Here is a 16,012-nt window from a genome sequence, read left to right as displayed (position 1 = left end):
TCAAGTCGCCGCATTATTGCGCCGTTTGAAAACAGTAAATCCGCCCCGTATCGGTACTCACAAATAACCGTCCACCGGCAACAGCCAGTCCGTAAACATTGCCGTCGACTTTGTGTTTCCACAGTTGTTTTCCATTGTCGCCCCCATAGGCAGCGACCTCGCCCGTGCCGCCGGCAAACAGCATGTCGCCGGCGAGAATCAACGATAACGACTGGCCGCACGGCTGATTGTAGAGGATGCATTTTTTCAGGTCTTCGGCGACCTCTTGCAACCGCGTTGAGTTCCGGGCCATTTCCGCTTTGTGCTTTTTGATCTCCGCCTTGTCCCCGTCAGCTCCCAGTTTTTTCAAAGCATCGCGATGACCGCGGTGTTCGCCCATCAAAGCTTTTCGTACACGGGAGTGCGCCAAGTATTGCGGACGATCCAATCCACTCAGATGCGTGTCCGTATGCAGATAGGACATGCTCGGCGTGACGATCATGTGATTTCCGGCGAACTGGGCCAACTGATCTTGTTGGTCCCCTTCGACTAATCCGAGTTCACCCGTCTTGCCGGGTCCAAAGACAATTTGGTTGCCGGTCAGCAGAGCATACGTACCCCCCTGCCCTTCCACGACCCGCAACCGTTTTCCATTGCCGCGATCAAACACAATTGGGTTGTTCCGTCCCGAAGGCGTATACAACCGCGTCGACGACGCGAGCAAATAACCTTGCACCGGTAGGTCGCTTTGCGGGGTTTTCCAAGCCTCCTCGCCGGTGGCGGGGTCCAGGGCGAAGACGTAGACCTGTTCGGAGGGAAACATACCCGCCGCACCGTGCAACAGGCCGTCCTGTAACACTAACGACCCGCGGACCGGCCAGACAGAAATCACGCGGCCGTTGCCGGGAATCCGTCGCGGATGCGGACCGGGCCGGTGCTTCCAAACCAATTTCCCATCAGCCGCTTCCACGCAGTACACATACCCATCGTCGCTGCCAAAATAGACCCGTCCATCGTGCAGCATCGGAGCGAGTCGCACAGGGCCTTCGGTGAAAAAGGACCAGCGTTTTTTTCCCGTGGCCGCATCCAAGCAATAGACTTGGTCGCTCGACGATGAACCGAAATAGACCGCACCGTCGCCGACGGCGACATGGTAGACGCGGTCAAAGACTTGCCGGGTTTTCAGATTGTAGGTTTTCGACCACCCATCCCACTTGGCCGAATCGGGCCAGGCGGGTTGTGGCGGCAGAGGCGTGGAATAATCCCACTCCAGCTGTAGTGGAAGTTTAAGCGTTTCGCCCGAGACGCCACTCCGGGCATTGTCGTGCATGTACGTCGGCCAATCGTCCGCCGCAGCCAGCGATGGCGACAAGAAAGTTAGCAACAGGCCCAAGGCAATGGTTTGTTTCACAGCCGCATCCTCAAACATCCTTAGAAGTCGTTTCAAAACCCTCTGACGCGTCTCACTGACACTGATCTAAACGTTTCGAGAGCAAGCACAACCGGGTTTTAAACTGGTTCTAGCCACGTCTTATGAAGGTGAGCGTTCTTGGCAGGTAAACATCTGCAGCAAGCATATTTCTCCTGCAGTTTCTCACAGCCTTCATGGTAACTGCTGCGGGGATCTGATTCCAATGCAAGAGACGATCTGCCGGTCAAGCGTGCCGCATTAGGGTGGCTTTGTCGAGTTCGCAGTCGGAGAATTCGGCCGTTTGTGTGCCGCGGCGAAAGACGGCGATGCGATCGGCGTGCTCCAGCAGCAATTCCGGCTCGGTTGAGGCGAGAATGACTGCTGTTCCCTGTTGTTTGAGTTCGGCAACTAGTTGCATGATTTCCTCCTTGGCGCCGACGTCCATTCCTCGCGTCGGTTCCTCAAGGACTAAAACCCGCACGTCTCCCAGCAACCATTTACTGAGGACCACTTTTTGTTGGTTGCCACCCGACAAATCACCCGCCTTCATGCGTGGCGCCGCTGGCTTGCAGCCAACGCGGTTTATCAGCGGATTGACTGCTGTGATTTCTCGCCCCGAGGTGACCCACTTATCGGCGATCCGTTTCAAATGCGCCAACGTGGCATTTTTATAAATTTCCGCGCCCCCGACTAAGGTCTGTCCCCGATCGGCTGCGACGAGGACGATTCCTTTTTGGACCGCGCGATGCGTGTTTCCCGGTTTCATACGGTAGCCATCGAAATGAATCGCGCCTTCATCCTGTTTGCGGGCACCGGCGATGACGTGCGCGAGTTCCTGATGTCCCGCTCCCACGAAACCATACAGGCCCAAACATTCACCGGGGGCGACTTGGAGGTTCACATCGGAGAATGTGCCCGCAAGCTGCAAGTTTTCACTGATCAGGACGAACGGTGTCTCCGTCTGTGGCGGCAGTGTCACAGCTGTTTCGCAAGCCGTTGCCGCGCGATTCAGTGCATGCCCCAGCATGGTGTGAATCAGGCTATGCTTGTCGACAGCTTCGGAACGGACGGTTTCCACACGGCGACCGTCACGCAGGACGGTCACGCGGTCGCAGATTTCCAGCACATCTTCGATGAAATGGCTGATAAAAATCACTGCGACGCCGCGCTGTTTCAATTGTGCAATCAAATCAAACAAGCGCCGCGTCTCGGGCGGGCTCAACGCGCTGGTCGGTTCGTCGAGAATCAATATCCGCGCGCCGCTGTGCAATCCGCGAGCGATCTCCACCATTTGCCGGATGACCAATGGATGGCTGTCTAGTCGGCTGCGGACGTCGACATGAATATCGATCTCTGCCAAATACTCCGCCGCCTGCTGCCGCATGGATTTCCAGTCGATGCGTCCCAGCCGCGTCGTCGGTTGGCGGCCGAGAAACAGATTCTCGGCGACGGACATTTGTCCCACACCGGAGAGTTCTTGATAAACCATCGCGATGCCCGCATGCTGCGCTTGAAGCGGATTTCCTAGCGTTGTTGGTTTTCCATTGAGAAGGACTTGTCCCCCGTGATCGGGCAACGCACCGGCCAGGATTTTCATCAACGTGCTTTTACCCGCGCCATTGCTGCCGACCAAACCATGCACCTCGCCGGCTTGCAGCGAAAAATCGACGCCGTCCAGCGCGGTTTCACCGCCAAAGCGTTTGGTGATGGCTGTGCATTGCAGGAGCGGAGGGGCGGTTCGGATCATTTTTGTAGAGCGTCTTGATTGGGTACGTCTTGGGTCGTGCGGCCCTCACCCCGGCCCTCTCCCAGAGGGAGAGGGAGAAAAGTTTGGGGGCGATCGTTCTTACAGGGGGAGCCTGCGCGATTTGTCAAACACAAATCAAACGAGGCAATGCGCTGGGTCGGCGAGGTAGAGCATCGTTTCTAGATTGCCAGTTTCTTGCGTGACCAAGGGTCCGGGCGTGATGACTTCGAGGGGGACTTCGTCCATTTTTTCGCTGTTGCGAACGTAAAACTGGCCCAGCGTCAGAGCGGTGCGGTGGATGCGGCAGACCGGGTTGACCGTAGTGCCGGCCAGTTGGCCATCGCGTACCGCATGCAGGCCTTCTTTTTGCCCATCGACCGCAGTGATGACCATGTCCTTGTGAATCGTGTTTTTAATGGCCGACACGCAGGCGAGCGCCATGTCGTCGCTATGAAAAAACGCGCCGGCAATCGGTTCTTGCTCTTGTTCCAACAGCGCCTCGAATTGGTTGCGGGCCATTTCTTTTTTCCAATCGCACCAAACCACGCCGCCGCCGAGGACTTCGATGTCAGAATGTTGCGAAGCGACATTTTCAAATCCGGTTTTGCGGTCCTGCGCGCCGCTATGTGCGCTGAGGCCACCAATATGAATCACCTTGCCCTTGCCGCCGATTTTGTCGACCAGATGTTTGGTGCTCGATTCGGCCATGAAAATATGGTCGGGAGAAACTTGAGTCCAGACGCCGGTCTTGCGCATTTTGTCCATCGGCACCAGTAAGGTGTCCATGGAGATCACCGGGATGCCGCGATCGCGGAGGATCTCAGTCGGCGGCGCTAGGGCGTCGATGGCGACCGCTTGGAAGCAGCAAAAATCCCAGTCGCGGTCGACGATCTGGTCAATTTTATTGCGTTGTTTTTCCGGATCAAATTCGCCGTCAAACCACTCGATTTCCACGTTCAGCAATTTGCCCCACAACTCGGCCGTTTGTTTGCCCAGCGCGCACCAAGTGCTTTGCAGCCCGGCATTGGAGAAGGCCGCCTTGAGCGGTTTTTGCCCGTCAGCCCCACCGGCATTTGCTTGCTCGTCTTGTTTCGCACAACCGGCTGCCAGTCCGGTCAATGCGGCGGAACCGCCCAGTGCCATGTTGCCCAAAAAATGACGGCGCGACGAGCTTTGTGGATTCGTATCGGTCACGGAATCTGTTCCTTATAAGTGCCTCGGCAGAGATGGAGGGCGAGTGTTACTTATGGTCATTGCCAAAATGGCAACCTCTATGGTGTCCGGTCAGCCAACTGAACGCAAGTGTTGCCGCGATAGAGTCGCTGTAGTTCCCGCGAGAGGGCAGATTCCAGCCGAATTCAGAGCCGGATATAAACGCCCTGTTTCTCCAGACCACGCACCAGGAGATACACGACCGCCAAATACACAAACAATCCGCTCCAATACAGCCAGGCAGCGGAGTTCTTGGGGACGACGTGAAAGACCACATTCATCAGCACCAGTTTGTGTAACACATAAGCGGCTAACGGATTCATGCCGAACGTGCGAAACACGCCAATCTGAATGCCGCCGATATCTGTGATCACCACAAACAACGCCAATAGCACAAACGCCAGTCCCGAGACGAAAACCACATACGGCAACGAGGCAAAGCGTTTTTGCATCATCCAATAATTCACCAACCGGTTCTCAGGACGAGCCACGAACGGCGGCTCCGCAAAGAATGACGTGAAGGACCGGCCTTGCGCTGCTCGCCAATCGGGAATCACAGGTGAAGCTGCCAGTTGGGCTCGCATTCCTCCTTTCGCCTTGCCGCGCGAATTCGTAATCCGTTTATCCGCCGCAGCAGGAACATACTGGGTGGTCGAGTCCGGATCGGCGGGCAGGTCGTACAAGCACGACAGGCAGGACATCGCATATCCAGCAATGAGAAACAGCACGCCCCACCGCAATAGATTCTTGATCGTCTGCGACGAGGAGTTCCCGGCCATCAGGTCATAACACAGCGTGCCGGCCAGCATGGCGACGCTCCAGGTGAGGATCCCGCAGATCCCGCCGTCCCAACTGCGGTTGGACCCGGTGCCCCAGATTTCGCCCATCCAGTTGTTCAGACCGCTCGGCAGGTCGACATAGCTACCGTCGATTGTGTAGCCGTAAAAGAATTGCCAGTTGAACCATTCACTCAGCGCCACATGCGCGGCTCCCAGAACAATGAGCACAACGAAGCGATACCAAAACCGCAGGTTCGCAAACGGCAAGACAAACAGTTGCGTGATGCCAATCACCGCCAAGGTTTCCCAGAGATAGGACTTGGCAATCAACTTGGCTAACAGCCACCATTGATCTTTGAAGTGCGGCGGAATGGTTGCCTCCGCATCGCCCGCGACAAACTGATCCCACTCGGCCTGGGCAATCTCGTCGCTGGTCGGATCGGTGAAAAACTCTTGGTAACTGTCGAAGTCCTGTCCGATGCCGTACATCGCCATCGAAATCAAACAGAGCGCAATGCAGCGTTTGAGGTAACTCCAATACGTCTTCAGGTAAGCGCCGCCGGCTAGCCGTTTCAAAATCGTTAAGCGAAACGAGATCCCCACAGCGAACATGAACGAGGGCATGATCGTGTCGGCATAGCTCAGAAAATAGTCGTTGTGGTGAAAGTTGTAGTGGCAGCGGTAATGCCCCAAATAGTTCACTACAAACATGCCCAGCACCGTGTAACCGCGAAACTGGTCGATCGAATAAATCCGACCATCCGGCGAGAGGGCCGGCGTCGCATTGCCAGTTGTCGTTTGCTGAGTCGTCATACTTCAACATCTCGAAGCCTAGGAGCAATCGGGCGACCAATCCCAGTCGCTGTCTCTGCACCCACTCTAGACAGCGGCATCGGGCGATGCAAACATGAAGCGGAAGACCAAAATTCGAAACAGACGCTCGACCCCGCGTAATAACATTAAAGCACGATGTAAAAAGTGTCTTTAGGGAAAAACCTGTCATGCGAAATCATTCTTCACTCCTGCGAACATGCTGGGTCATCGTCGCCACCTTGTGTCTGTTAGCCGATTCCAATTGCAGTATTGCTGCCGATGCATTGGATCGGTTGGATCTCGACAAATTGCGACAACTCAAAGTCGCCGTCGAAACGCTCAAAACCGACCGGCAGCCGGTCACGCGAACGAGCGAATTCACCGACTATCGGGCCTGTCTGCACGTGCACTCGTTTCTCTCACACGATAGCAACGGCACGGTTGAGGAAATCGTCAAGGCTGCTAAGGAGGTCGGCGTGCGCGTGTTGATGTTCACCAATCATCCGGCAGTCGACTACGATTTTTTTACTGACGGGCATCGTGGTCTTGTCGATGGCGTATTGCTGATCCCCGGAGCGGAGACGACCGGGTTGTTGTCCTTTCCCACGGCGAGCGTGAAGGACAAACTCGGTTCTGAGCCGCAGGCATTCGTCGATGCTGTGCAGCCCAACGGTGGAATGTCGTTTTTGTGCCACTTGGAAGAACGGATGGATTGGGAACTGACCGGATTGACCGGCAGCGAGATTTATAACACGCACGCCGACTTCAAAGACGAGGCGCGGTTCATCCGCGTGCTTCGCGATCCGTTGGCCTTGATGCTCAAGCTGGGACCGGCGCTGCGAGAATATCCACAGGGCGTTTTTGCCGCCCTGCAAAACTACCCGGCAGATTACCTGAAGAAATGGGATGCCATGTGCGCCATCAAACCGCATACCGGGGTCTCGGCCAACGATGCCCACCACAACCAAGGTCTCAAAGCCACGATTGAAGAGGATGGAAATCTACGCATCGACGACGGCTTGGGAGAAAAGGTCGCCCTGATTGATCCCGAGAAGCTACCGTTGATCAAGCCGCTGTTGTTGGGCAAGAAGGCGGGAGACGTGGTGTTTGATCTCGATCTCGACCCCTATGCCCGCAGTCTGCACCACGTCAGCACGCATCTGTTGATGAAGGATCTCACCGAAGCAAACGTGCGGGAGGCCTTACAAAATGGCCGGGCGTATGTGGCGTTTGATTGGATCGCCGATCCGACTGGATTTCTGTTTCAGCTGGAGACCGATGGCAATAACTACGAAATGGGGAGCGAGCTGCCATTTATTTCCGGTATGACGCTCCACGCCGCCGCGCCGTTGCCCGGCAGTTTTCGTCTGATTCGCAACGGCGTCGAAGTCGCCCGCGATCTGGGCCGCTCCGGCGAATTTCCCGTCCAGGAACCGGGGATTTACCGCGTGGAGATCTGGTTGAACCTTGAAGGGGAGCCGCGAATTTGGATTCTTTCCAACCCCATTTACATTCGCGAGCCGGAATCGAAATGACCCGATGTCCAAATTCGTGGGCGTTTGGAATTGACAGTTGGCTGCCGGGGAATTACCAATCAATTGAGACTTGGTCTCAACTTGTTAAATCGGGCGAAAATCTAACAGTTCTCGATGTTCATGGGCTTTTCGGTTTGTAAACTTGCTGCAACAATGCCGCTGAGAAAAATCAGCAGAATCGTTTCTGTCAACCGCCTGCGGATGCCGACTTGAAATGGTAGCTGATTGATTTTTGAACCGATTGCGTTTGTTTTATTTAGAGATGTTCAACGCTTGAGAAAGGGAGTCAGATGACCCACGTTGTCGCCGAACCTTGCTTTGGCTGCAAGTACACCGACTGTGTGGTGGTTTGCCCGGTGGAATGCTTTTATGAAGGCGAGTCGATGTTGTACATTCATCCCGATGAATGTATTGACTGCGAGGCTTGCGTTCCCGAATGCCCCGTCGAAGCCATTTTCCATGAAGACAATCTTCCGGAAGAATGGGCCGAGTATACCGAACTCAATGCGGAACTTGCCCAGACTTGTCCCGTGCTAACTGAGAAAAAAGAACCGCTGGCCGGCAACGACGGTTGATCGTTCCCGCCGCAATTGTTTTCTCACCAGGAAAACCTCAAACGCCTCGCGTTGCATATCTTGCAACGGTCAGGGGCGTTTTTTTATTGGCGACACTGCTGCGCAGTTCTCAAAACCCCCTGCTGCGGTTCGTTCACGCACATTGGGGAGCTCGACCGAACTCTGGAAAATCTCACCACAATCCCGGAAAAATGTGGAAATCCAGATTCTCAGGTGGCAAAATATGGGCCGTTGCCAAATAGCCCTGTCATGTCCCAGAGAACGCGCCCATGTACGATGACCGCAGCCAAGACCGCCCAACGCAGCCAACCGACGACTTTTACGAAGCGGATCGGGAAGTCCCCGAGACTTATGATGAAACCGAGAGGCATCTTGAACCCGAGACGCATGATGCACCTGTAGATTACGATGAAACCGAAGTCTACGAGGCACCCGGACATTCCATTCCCTCAGACGAAGGCTCGCAGCCTGACGAGTTGATGGCCCAGTTGCATTCCGGCGCCAATTGGTTCTATTGGATCGCAGCGCTTTCGGTCGTGAATTCGGTGATTATCGCTTGCGGGGCGAACTGGAATTTCGTGGTGGGTTTGGGCATCACGCAGGTTATCGACTTTATGGCCATGTTGGTCGCCCAGGATTTGAATCCCACTGCGGCGATGGTGTTAACCGGCATTGCGTTGGCGATCAGTGTGACCATTGCCGGAATGTTTGCCGGCATGGGCTACTTGGCCAATCGCGCGCACACATGGGTGTTCATCATTGGCATGTTGGTCTACGCCTGTGATGGGCTGCTGTTTGTACTCTTTCAAGAATGGCTCAGTGTCGGATTTCACGCCTTCGCGTTGTTCGGCCTGTTCGCCGGGTTCAAAGCGTCGCAGCAGCTGAAAACGTACGCGGTCGACCAGCAGTTTCAATTGGCGCCCGAAGCGAGTTGATGCTGGACTCACCGGCTCGGAATCGCCGTCGCATGTAGCTTGCGATAGACCTGCAGCGCCCGCTCGTATTCGGCCAGTTCATCGTCACTCAGCACGCCCCGGTTGCGTACGAGTTCTTGTTTCACGAGATTCGTCAGAAACTGCGTCTCGAATTGTCGTGGATGGAGAGGACGGTCTTTGATCGTGATATGCACGGGGGCGGTGTGCGCAAACCGGCGGCGGTCGCCTGTCGGCGGGCGGGAAAAACAACGTACCGCAATCCACGATGTTCCCTCGATCGGGATCGTTTCGTTGATCACCTGCTCATGGTGATTGCCAACCACGGTCTGGGCTGTCGGTGCAATCGTGCGAATTATCTCACCATTCTTGATGATCTCGACCGATTCCAGCGGGGTATCGCTCAGCACGGTGGCTTCGATACGGACGGACGTGGGCGCATCGTGCACGAACGTCGTCCCGGCCGGCTTGCCGTTGAATGTGGCAGGCAGCATCGGACCGGTGGTGACAAAACTCTGTCCCGCATCCAATCCGGCCATCCATTTGTCATAACTGAAACCGTCGGGTAGGTGCACGTACACTCGACCGAATCCCAACGGCACGGGATGCACGCCTGAGGCGGTCCCCGCTGTCGGCCGCATATTGAACCCGCAATTCAGCAGCGCATAGTACGTCTTCAATCCAAAATCAGTCCAGCCTCGTTCGGTGAAACCATCGCCGTCGGTTTCGATCTCCCAGCCGGGCGGAAGTTGCTCGATCGTCCACTGCTTGAAAAAGAACTGCGTCCGCCAAATGTGATTGTTGGACAGCTCAAACAGATCCACGTCCATCACCGGCACCAGCATCATCGACCAGGGCCAGGAATGTTTGTCCAAATCCAACAGCGCACCTTGTCGCCGTGCTTCGGCGGCAATCGGGGCAACCGGTGGTGCCGCTAGTCGCAGCGGTTGTTTTTGATTCAGCACAAACACAGCCCCCAAGGTATGCCGTTTGCCGTTGACAGAAAACAGTTCGTATTCCGTGTTCAACGGCCAAATCACATGCGTTGCATCGACGCGGATTAACTCCGCCTTTGCCGGCACGGACTTATCCCCTTGAGCCGGGGGCGTATAGGCATCGCGAACCCAATACGACAGCGGCAATGCTACGTTGAGATCCTCGGCCAGCATCACGTTGGGCAGCTCCGCGACAGTGCGATGCACGTGTGTATCGCCGGAATACCAGCCGCGCTCGGCCATGTTGACCCACCGCTGCAAACGGATTGTTTCCTCAACGGGCGCGGTCCCTACGGTGATTGTTTTCTTTGCGAGACGGTATTCCTTGCCCCGTTCCACCGTGACCGTATAGTCGCCCGGCGGCAGATCAGCCGTAAAAGGATGCGCCGAGACAGTGGTATGCTTTTCAAAACTTTCCGCAGACCGTTTCACGTCGTACGTCACCGCACTCCCAGCCGAGTCAGCCGATTCGACGTGGTAGTCCGTCCCCGTGGCGGATCGCAGATATACGCGACAGGGCAATGGTGTGTTGCTGTCCGCATCGACGACATGGAAACGGACGGGCGTGGTCTCATCCGCCATCGCTGCGGGGAGGTTGGCCAAGAGGCATAACTGAGCGAACAGCAAACACGTCCAACGGTGGTTCAAGATTCTCATTGAAGACTCCTGGGCGTGGTGAACAACGATTTCAGCGAGGAGGTCAGGCAGCTGCATGACCTAAGTTACTAATCATTGCTCTTTTTTGTAGCTCGATTTTCCAGAGTCTTGGCGTATTGTTGTTCATAGCTTGTCCATAGTAGTGGTGTAATAAACAAGTGCAGCAGGAAGGGGAGCATAATCATGCAGGGGATTAAGCCGACAGGCAGCATCAAACGCACCCACACGGGCGTGATTTCTGTGTACTGCACCGCGGCCAGGATCGCGATCGTGATTGCTGCACCTATTGAATTGATGATGAAACACTTTCGGCGAAAGTAGCTGGTGCCACGCGATCGGACATCCGTCCACTCATCAAATTCACTGTCAGTCATCGGACGAATATCTGTAGATGAGTCAGACATGAATTGGCTCGATCGAATGTTTGGTGTTGCTACCGGTGTCGATTCAGCTAGTAATTCGCAATCGCGACGCTTCCGCCGACAATCACCATCATTAACGACAGTGCCAGCAATGAAAAGTCGAAGACGCTGGGTTGGCTTACGAAATCTTCTGATTCACGGTCCTTCAATGTCAGTCTTGCATGAGTGCCATGGCTGATTCCCATCGAAACGCCTATCAATACAAATGTGGTAATGGCTGCAGCATCGGGCGCATTGGGCTTGATCCAAATCCAAAACGCGATGTCCAGCAGGAATAGACTGAAGGCGAACCATGCCATTCCACTGGCGAGCAACACACATCGACGACGTCTTCCACGCGGCAATTCCCGGAGGCGGAGGTGGTGTTTGTCACGTGCCATCAAGAGCGCCTCCCCGGTCTGGCATAACGACCACGTTCACACGCGGGCGCGTGTGACATTGCATTCAAAACTGCCGTTGCCGCCCACTTGCGCCCAACGTTTCGTTTTTTGCCGTTTATTCAAATTTAGGATACGTGCCAATTGCAGTGATTCCCTCATCCGACACTTGAAGGACATCTTTCGTGATCGGATGACCGGAGTTGCGATATTCTTTGATTACGACACCACCGAGACGAGCCAGGAAATCACGATTGTCGTTGCGAATAACGTAGGCGAAATCGCGACACGGAACAACGGCACAAACCGGCCAGCCGTGAGTTGGTGAAACAAGATCGCGGAACGCTGGGGACAAAATAAGGGAAGCCTTGAACGGTGTTTCTTCAGTGGAGATCATCCCCAATTTGTTGCCAGCAATGTCCTCAACCTCGATTTTGGTTTCGGCGACGATTGCGGCCATATTTTCTTCAGCTTGTTCAACGATTTGTTTGCGAGTGACACCCCAGTCATCAAGCATCGATTCGTTGATCCATGTAATTTGGGTGCCGTCGGCGGATGTGAAAACGAATACCTGATTCAGCTGGTCGGTGATGGTAGTAAACAGAACGTCGTCAAAACCCGTTTCATAGTCTGACGTTTCCAGTGAGTACCGGACATACGACTGCACATCATCCCATAACGGTATTTCAGCGAAGAAATCGGTGTCAACATTTTCGACGAATCGCACAATGGCATCAGCATCGCCGTCACGATCGTAAATGCGGCGGATGTTTTCGAGACTAACTGTGACTATTTGGTCGTTGATTTGAATCTCGTAAAGTCCTTCCGGCGTCACGGAGTACCCGATGCCGCGTTTGTCGAGTTCGGAGCAATAGATTTCGTCAGCAGTTCGCATCTTAGGGTCAGTTGAGCAGCCAAGTATCGGCAATAGGGATAGAATTACCAGCGTTTGATACACGGTCGACCTAGGCAAATAGCTTGGTTTTGGTTTGATCAGCATATCACTTGTAGTCTGCAAGTTTGCAACCTCATGCGCAGGCCACCGTTCTTCGTAAGTTGCATTTTACCAACGATTTTCTCGTTTTCCACACGTCTTGGTGTGTAATAGGCGGTTTCCGTCTAACGCTCATCCGACCGATCGACCAAACCGTCAGCGAGTCTAGGACCACCTCGCCTACTGACAACGGCTTGATCTTTCCACCCCCCCCCCCCCCAGGTATCAAAATATATTGATGGGTACGCGGGGGCTGGCATGAATGTCTTGTCGCAAGGTCCGAAGTTAGAGAGTTGAACCAGAGATGTAGGTGAGGCAGCTGCCTGACACAACCTGCGTTTAAAAATCATACTCGCAGGACATCAGACCACCGACTGATCCTACAGGTTGATACAGCAAGGCGAGTGCGGGGTAGACGTTTCTGGCCGGTAGTCTCGAAGGCATCACGCGGAGTTCTTCGATGTTTGCGGTCAACCGCCGCCGATCGCCGGTAGGAAATGCAGTTCGCTGTCGGGTTTTAGTTTCTGCAACATGCCTTGGGTGGAGACGTTGCCATCTACGGCGACCGCTAGTCCCGGTTTGATTGCCCCATCAGCGGTCAATCGTGCCTCGATGCCCGGATACCGATGCTCCAACTCAGCGATCGCCTCACGGACCGTGTGCGCTTCGATCGTAATGCGATCATTGTCGCCGGTGAGCTTGCGAAGCGCGGGAGGCATGAAAGCTGTGGGCATATTTCGTTCCTTAAACTCCGCGTGCCCCCTGTCAAAACCCACGACTTCCTCAACCAAGCCTCATTGCTGTTTGAGAATTTCGTGCAACACTTTTGGCGGGGACATGGGCAGCTCGTGCATTCGAATGCCAATGGCATCGTAAATCGCGTTGGCCAATGCAGCCGGCGGGGGAACGATGGGGACTTCTCCGACTCCACGAACTCCGTAAGGGTGCCCGGGGTTGGGGACTTCGACGATGATGGTATCGATCATCGGTAGGTCGTACGACGTGGGCATGCGGTAATCGAGATAGGTCGAATTCCGCATCGTGCCTTTGTCGTCGTAATAATACTCTTCGTTGAGTCCCCAGCCGATGCCTTGAACCACGCCACCTTGGATTTGTCCTTCGACATAGGCGGGATGGATCGCCGTGCCGGCGTCCTGTGCGGCGGTGTATCGCAAGATGGTGACCTTGCCGGTGTCGATGTCGACTTCGACGTCGACCACATGCGTGCCGAATGCGCCACCCGGTTCTTGTGGATCCGCCGATCCGCGACCGATCACCGGTTCGCCAACAGTCTGCGCCTCAGCGGCGATTTCTTTGAACGTGAAGCGTTTGCCATCGGGTCCGACGACCGCGCCATCTTTGTAGTCGATCTTGGCGACATCGCAGTCCCAGATTTTGGCGGCCCGTTCGATCAACTGGCCTTGAATGTCCTTGGCTGCCAAATAGGCGGCCCAACCGGTGGCAAATGTCACGCGGCTCCCGCCGGTCACATCGGTGTAGCCGATGCTATCGGTGTCGACTACTGTCGGCACAACATCTTCAGCGGCGATGCCGAGTGTTTCGGCCAATTGCATGGCGATACCGGCCCGTGAGCCACCAATGTCGGTGGAACCTTCGATCAATGCGACGGTCCCGTCGGAATTGACCGTGGCTTGGGCGGTCGATTTGAGGCCCACGTTGAACCAAAAGCCGCTGGCCATTCCCCGTCCTCGGAATTTGCCTTCCAGCGGAGTCTGGTAATGCTCAGAATCGCGAATCGCCTCCACCGTTTCGATCATGCCGACCCGTGGGAAGACGGGGCCATCGACTCGGCGGACCCCTTCCTTGGCCGCATTATTGATGCGGAACTCGACCGGATCGAGCTTTAGTTTTTCACAGAGTTCGTCGACCACCGTTTCCGTGGCGAAGGCCGCGTTTGTCGCGCCGGGCGCACGGTAGGCATTGGTTCGTGGTTTGTTGACCACAACGTCAAAGCCGTCGACCTTGCCATTCGGAACGTCGTAGCAGGCGAAGACGCACATCGCACCGGCGCCGACCGGCGAACCGGGGTATGCACCGGCTTCATACGCCAACCAAGCTTCGGCGGCTGTGATGCGGCCTTTACTGTCGGCTCCCATCTTCACGCGAATTGTCGAGCCGGGGGTGGGGCCGGTCGCTTCGAAGACATCGGTGCGGCTCATCAGCATTTGCACGGGACGTCCGGTTTTCTTCGACAGGATCGCAGCGACGGGTGGCAAGTACACAGAGATTTTTCCACCAAATCCGCCGCCGATTTCCATCGGCACCACTTTCACGCGGGAGACCGGCACATCCAGCAGTTCTGCTGTTTGCTGACGGGCGGTGAACGTGCCTTGTGTGCTCATCCAGACTGTAATGTGACCGTCGGCATTCCACAGGGCAGTCGCGTTGTGCGGTTCGATATAGCCTTGATGGACTGTGGCGGTGTGAAACTCGCGTTCGACAATTACATCCGCTGCAGCGAACCCCGCTTCGAGATCCCCTTTTTCAAAACGGATGTGTGTGGCGATGTTGCTGGGTTGATCGGCAGTTTCGCCAAGGTCGTTGGTTTTGATGTCGTCGTGCAATAACGGCGCATCCGCCTTCATCGCATCGAGCACGTTCATGACCGGCGGCAACAACTCGTATTTGACTTCGATGAGCCCCACCGCCTCTTGGGCAATGTGAATGTCATCGGCAGCGACGGCGGCAATCGCATGACCGCGATAGAGCACTCGATCGTGAGCCAGGACGTTATCGCTGAGGTGTTTGAGATTGACCGAACCTTCGCCCAGGTCCGCGATTTTATCGGTCGCATCGGGCAAGTCGGCCGAGGTGGCCACCGCGCGCACGCCCGGTAAGGCTTCGGCTTTTGAAGTGTCGATCGAGATGATCTTGGCATGCGCATGGGGGCTGCGGAGCATGGCGGCCGGTAACATGCCGGTCAGCCGCGTATCGCCACCATAGCGCGCGCGGCCGGTGACTTTGTCGACCCCGTCGTGACGAATCGGGCGGGTGCCGATGACTTTGTATTGGCCGTTTGTGGACGATTCTTGATCTTGTGTTTTTTCGACGGTAGCCATCAGGCGCTCACCTCCTCGCGAGATTCCGCAACGTCCAAGACGGCGCGAACGATTTTGTCGTATCCGGTGCAGCGGCACAAATTGCCCGCCAGATAAAAGCGAATTTCATCTTCTGTGGGATGCGGATTGGATTCCAGCAGTGCTTTGGTCGCCATGATAAAGCCCGGCGTGCAGATACCGCATTGCAAGGCAGCGTTTTCTAAAAACGCGGTTTGAATCGGATCCAGTCCGTCACTGGGAGCAACCCCTTCGATCGTTTCCAGATTGGCGCCTTCCGCCTCGACAGCGAGCACCAGGCAGGAGTCAACCGGGCGTCCGTCCATCAGGACAGTACAGGCGCCGCAATTGCCGTTGGTACACCCTTCCTTGGTGCCGGTCATATTCAACACGTCGCGCAAGGACTCAAGCAACGTCTGCCGTGGTTGGCAGAGAAACTCAACCTGCCGGTCGTTGATGGTCGTGGTGACAACCCGTTTTTTCGCCATGAGAAAATCCTGAAGAACA

The 16,012-nt window shown here is 55.4% G+C and carries 14 protein-coding genes; 3 read left to right on the top strand and 11 right to left on the bottom strand.

Going from position 1 to position 16,012, the window contains the following annotated elements; genetic code table 11:
* Positions 1 to 13 precede the first annotated feature (13 nt).
* The 4 genes from Mal52_RS24640 to Mal52_RS24625 all read right to left on the bottom strand — a co-directional run bounded on the left by Mal52_RS24640 (position 14) and on the right by Mal52_RS24625 (position 5,941).
* Positions 14 to 1,390 carry a PQQ-binding-like beta-propeller repeat protein gene (locus Mal52_RS24640; RefSeq protein ID WP_197534447.1) on the bottom strand — a complete coding sequence of 459 codons (1,377 nt, stop codon included), beginning with the start codon at positions 1,388 to 1,390 and terminating at the stop codon, positions 14 to 16.
* A gap of 244 nt (positions 1,391 to 1,634) precedes the next feature.
* Positions 1,635 to 3,137, bottom strand: coding sequence for a sugar ABC transporter ATP-binding protein (locus Mal52_RS24635; protein WP_145379169.1), 1,503 nt, complete (start codon positions 3,135 to 3,137; stop codon positions 1,635 to 1,637).
* A 135-nt stretch (positions 3,138 to 3,272) separates the two neighbouring features.
* The gene (locus tag Mal52_RS24630; protein ID WP_145379168.1) at positions 3,273 to 4,331 is read right to left on the bottom strand and encodes a sugar ABC transporter substrate-binding protein; all 1,059 of its coding nucleotides are present in this window, start codon (positions 4,329 to 4,331) and stop codon (positions 3,273 to 3,275) included.
* Positions 4,332 to 4,495: 164 nt separating this feature from the next.
* Positions 4,496 to 5,941 carry a heparan-alpha-glucosaminide N-acetyltransferase domain-containing protein gene (locus tag Mal52_RS24625; RefSeq protein WP_145379167.1) on the bottom strand — a complete coding sequence of 482 codons (1,446 nt, stop codon included), beginning with the start codon at positions 5,939 to 5,941 and terminating at the stop codon, positions 4,496 to 4,498.
* 188 nt (positions 5,942 to 6,129) lie between these two features.
* Between Mal52_RS24625 and Mal52_RS24620 the strand changes: the two genes are divergently transcribed.
* From Mal52_RS24620 to Mal52_RS24610, 3 genes are all read left to right on the top strand, one after another.
* On the top strand, positions 6,130 to 7,476 hold the full coding sequence (locus Mal52_RS24620) for a PHP domain-containing protein (protein ID WP_145379166.1): 1,347 nt from the start codon (positions 6,130 to 6,132) through the stop codon (positions 7,474 to 7,476).
* A 290-nt stretch (positions 7,477 to 7,766) separates the two neighbouring features.
* Complete coding sequence (locus Mal52_RS24615) at positions 7,767 to 8,051, top strand: ferredoxin family protein (protein WP_145379165.1); 285 nt, start codon at positions 7,767 to 7,769, stop codon at positions 8,049 to 8,051.
* A gap of 269 nt (positions 8,052 to 8,320) precedes the next feature.
* Positions 8,321 to 8,986, top strand: coding sequence for an MFS transporter (locus Mal52_RS24610; RefSeq protein WP_145379164.1), 666 nt, complete (start codon positions 8,321 to 8,323; stop codon positions 8,984 to 8,986).
* A gap of 8 nt (positions 8,987 to 8,994) precedes the next feature.
* Here the strand turns inward: Mal52_RS24610 and Mal52_RS24605 are convergent, their stop codons facing one another.
* From Mal52_RS24605 to Mal52_RS24575, 7 genes are all read right to left on the bottom strand, one after another.
* Positions 8,995 to 10,635: a CehA/McbA family metallohydrolase gene (locus Mal52_RS24605; protein WP_145379163.1), complete on the bottom strand. Its 1,641-nt coding sequence runs from the start codon at positions 10,633 to 10,635 to the stop codon at positions 8,995 to 8,997.
* Between the two features lie 68 nt (positions 10,636 to 10,703).
* A complete protein-coding gene (locus Mal52_RS24600) occupies positions 10,704 to 11,039 on the bottom strand; it encodes a hypothetical protein (protein WP_145379162.1) in 336 nt (111 codons plus the stop codon).
* Positions 11,040 to 11,086: 47 nt separating this feature from the next.
* Positions 11,087 to 11,437 carry a hypothetical protein gene (locus Mal52_RS24595; RefSeq protein ID WP_145379161.1) on the bottom strand — a complete coding sequence of 117 codons (351 nt, stop codon included), beginning with the start codon at positions 11,435 to 11,437 and terminating at the stop codon, positions 11,087 to 11,089.
* Positions 11,438 to 11,552: 115 nt separating this feature from the next.
* Complete coding sequence (locus tag Mal52_RS24590; protein WP_145379160.1) at positions 11,553 to 12,434, bottom strand: DUF1444 domain-containing protein; 882 nt, start codon at positions 12,432 to 12,434, stop codon at positions 11,553 to 11,555.
* A 464-nt stretch (positions 12,435 to 12,898) separates the two neighbouring features.
* Positions 12,899 to 13,162: a MoaD/ThiS family protein gene (locus Mal52_RS24585; RefSeq protein WP_145379159.1), complete on the bottom strand. Its 264-nt coding sequence runs from the start codon at positions 13,160 to 13,162 to the stop codon at positions 12,899 to 12,901.
* A 60-nt stretch (positions 13,163 to 13,222) separates the two neighbouring features.
* Positions 13,223 to 15,508: a xanthine dehydrogenase family protein molybdopterin-binding subunit gene (locus tag Mal52_RS24580; protein ID WP_145379158.1), complete on the bottom strand. Its 2,286-nt coding sequence runs from the start codon at positions 15,506 to 15,508 to the stop codon at positions 13,223 to 13,225.
* Complete coding sequence (locus Mal52_RS24575; protein WP_145379157.1) at positions 15,508 to 15,993, bottom strand: (2Fe-2S)-binding protein; 486 nt, start codon at positions 15,991 to 15,993, stop codon at positions 15,508 to 15,510. Before Mal52_RS24575 ends, Mal52_RS24580 begins: the two co-directional genes overlap by 1 nt.
* Between the last annotated feature and the right edge of the window lie 19 nt (positions 15,994 to 16,012).

This window comes from Symmachiella dynata, from assembly GCF_007747995.1.
GTDB classification, from domain to species: domain Bacteria; phylum Planctomycetota; class Planctomycetia; order Planctomycetales; family Planctomycetaceae; genus Symmachiella; species Symmachiella dynata.
The sequence above is the reverse complement of the archived record's forward strand: the minus strand, read 5'-3'. Positions and strand labels throughout refer to the sequence as shown.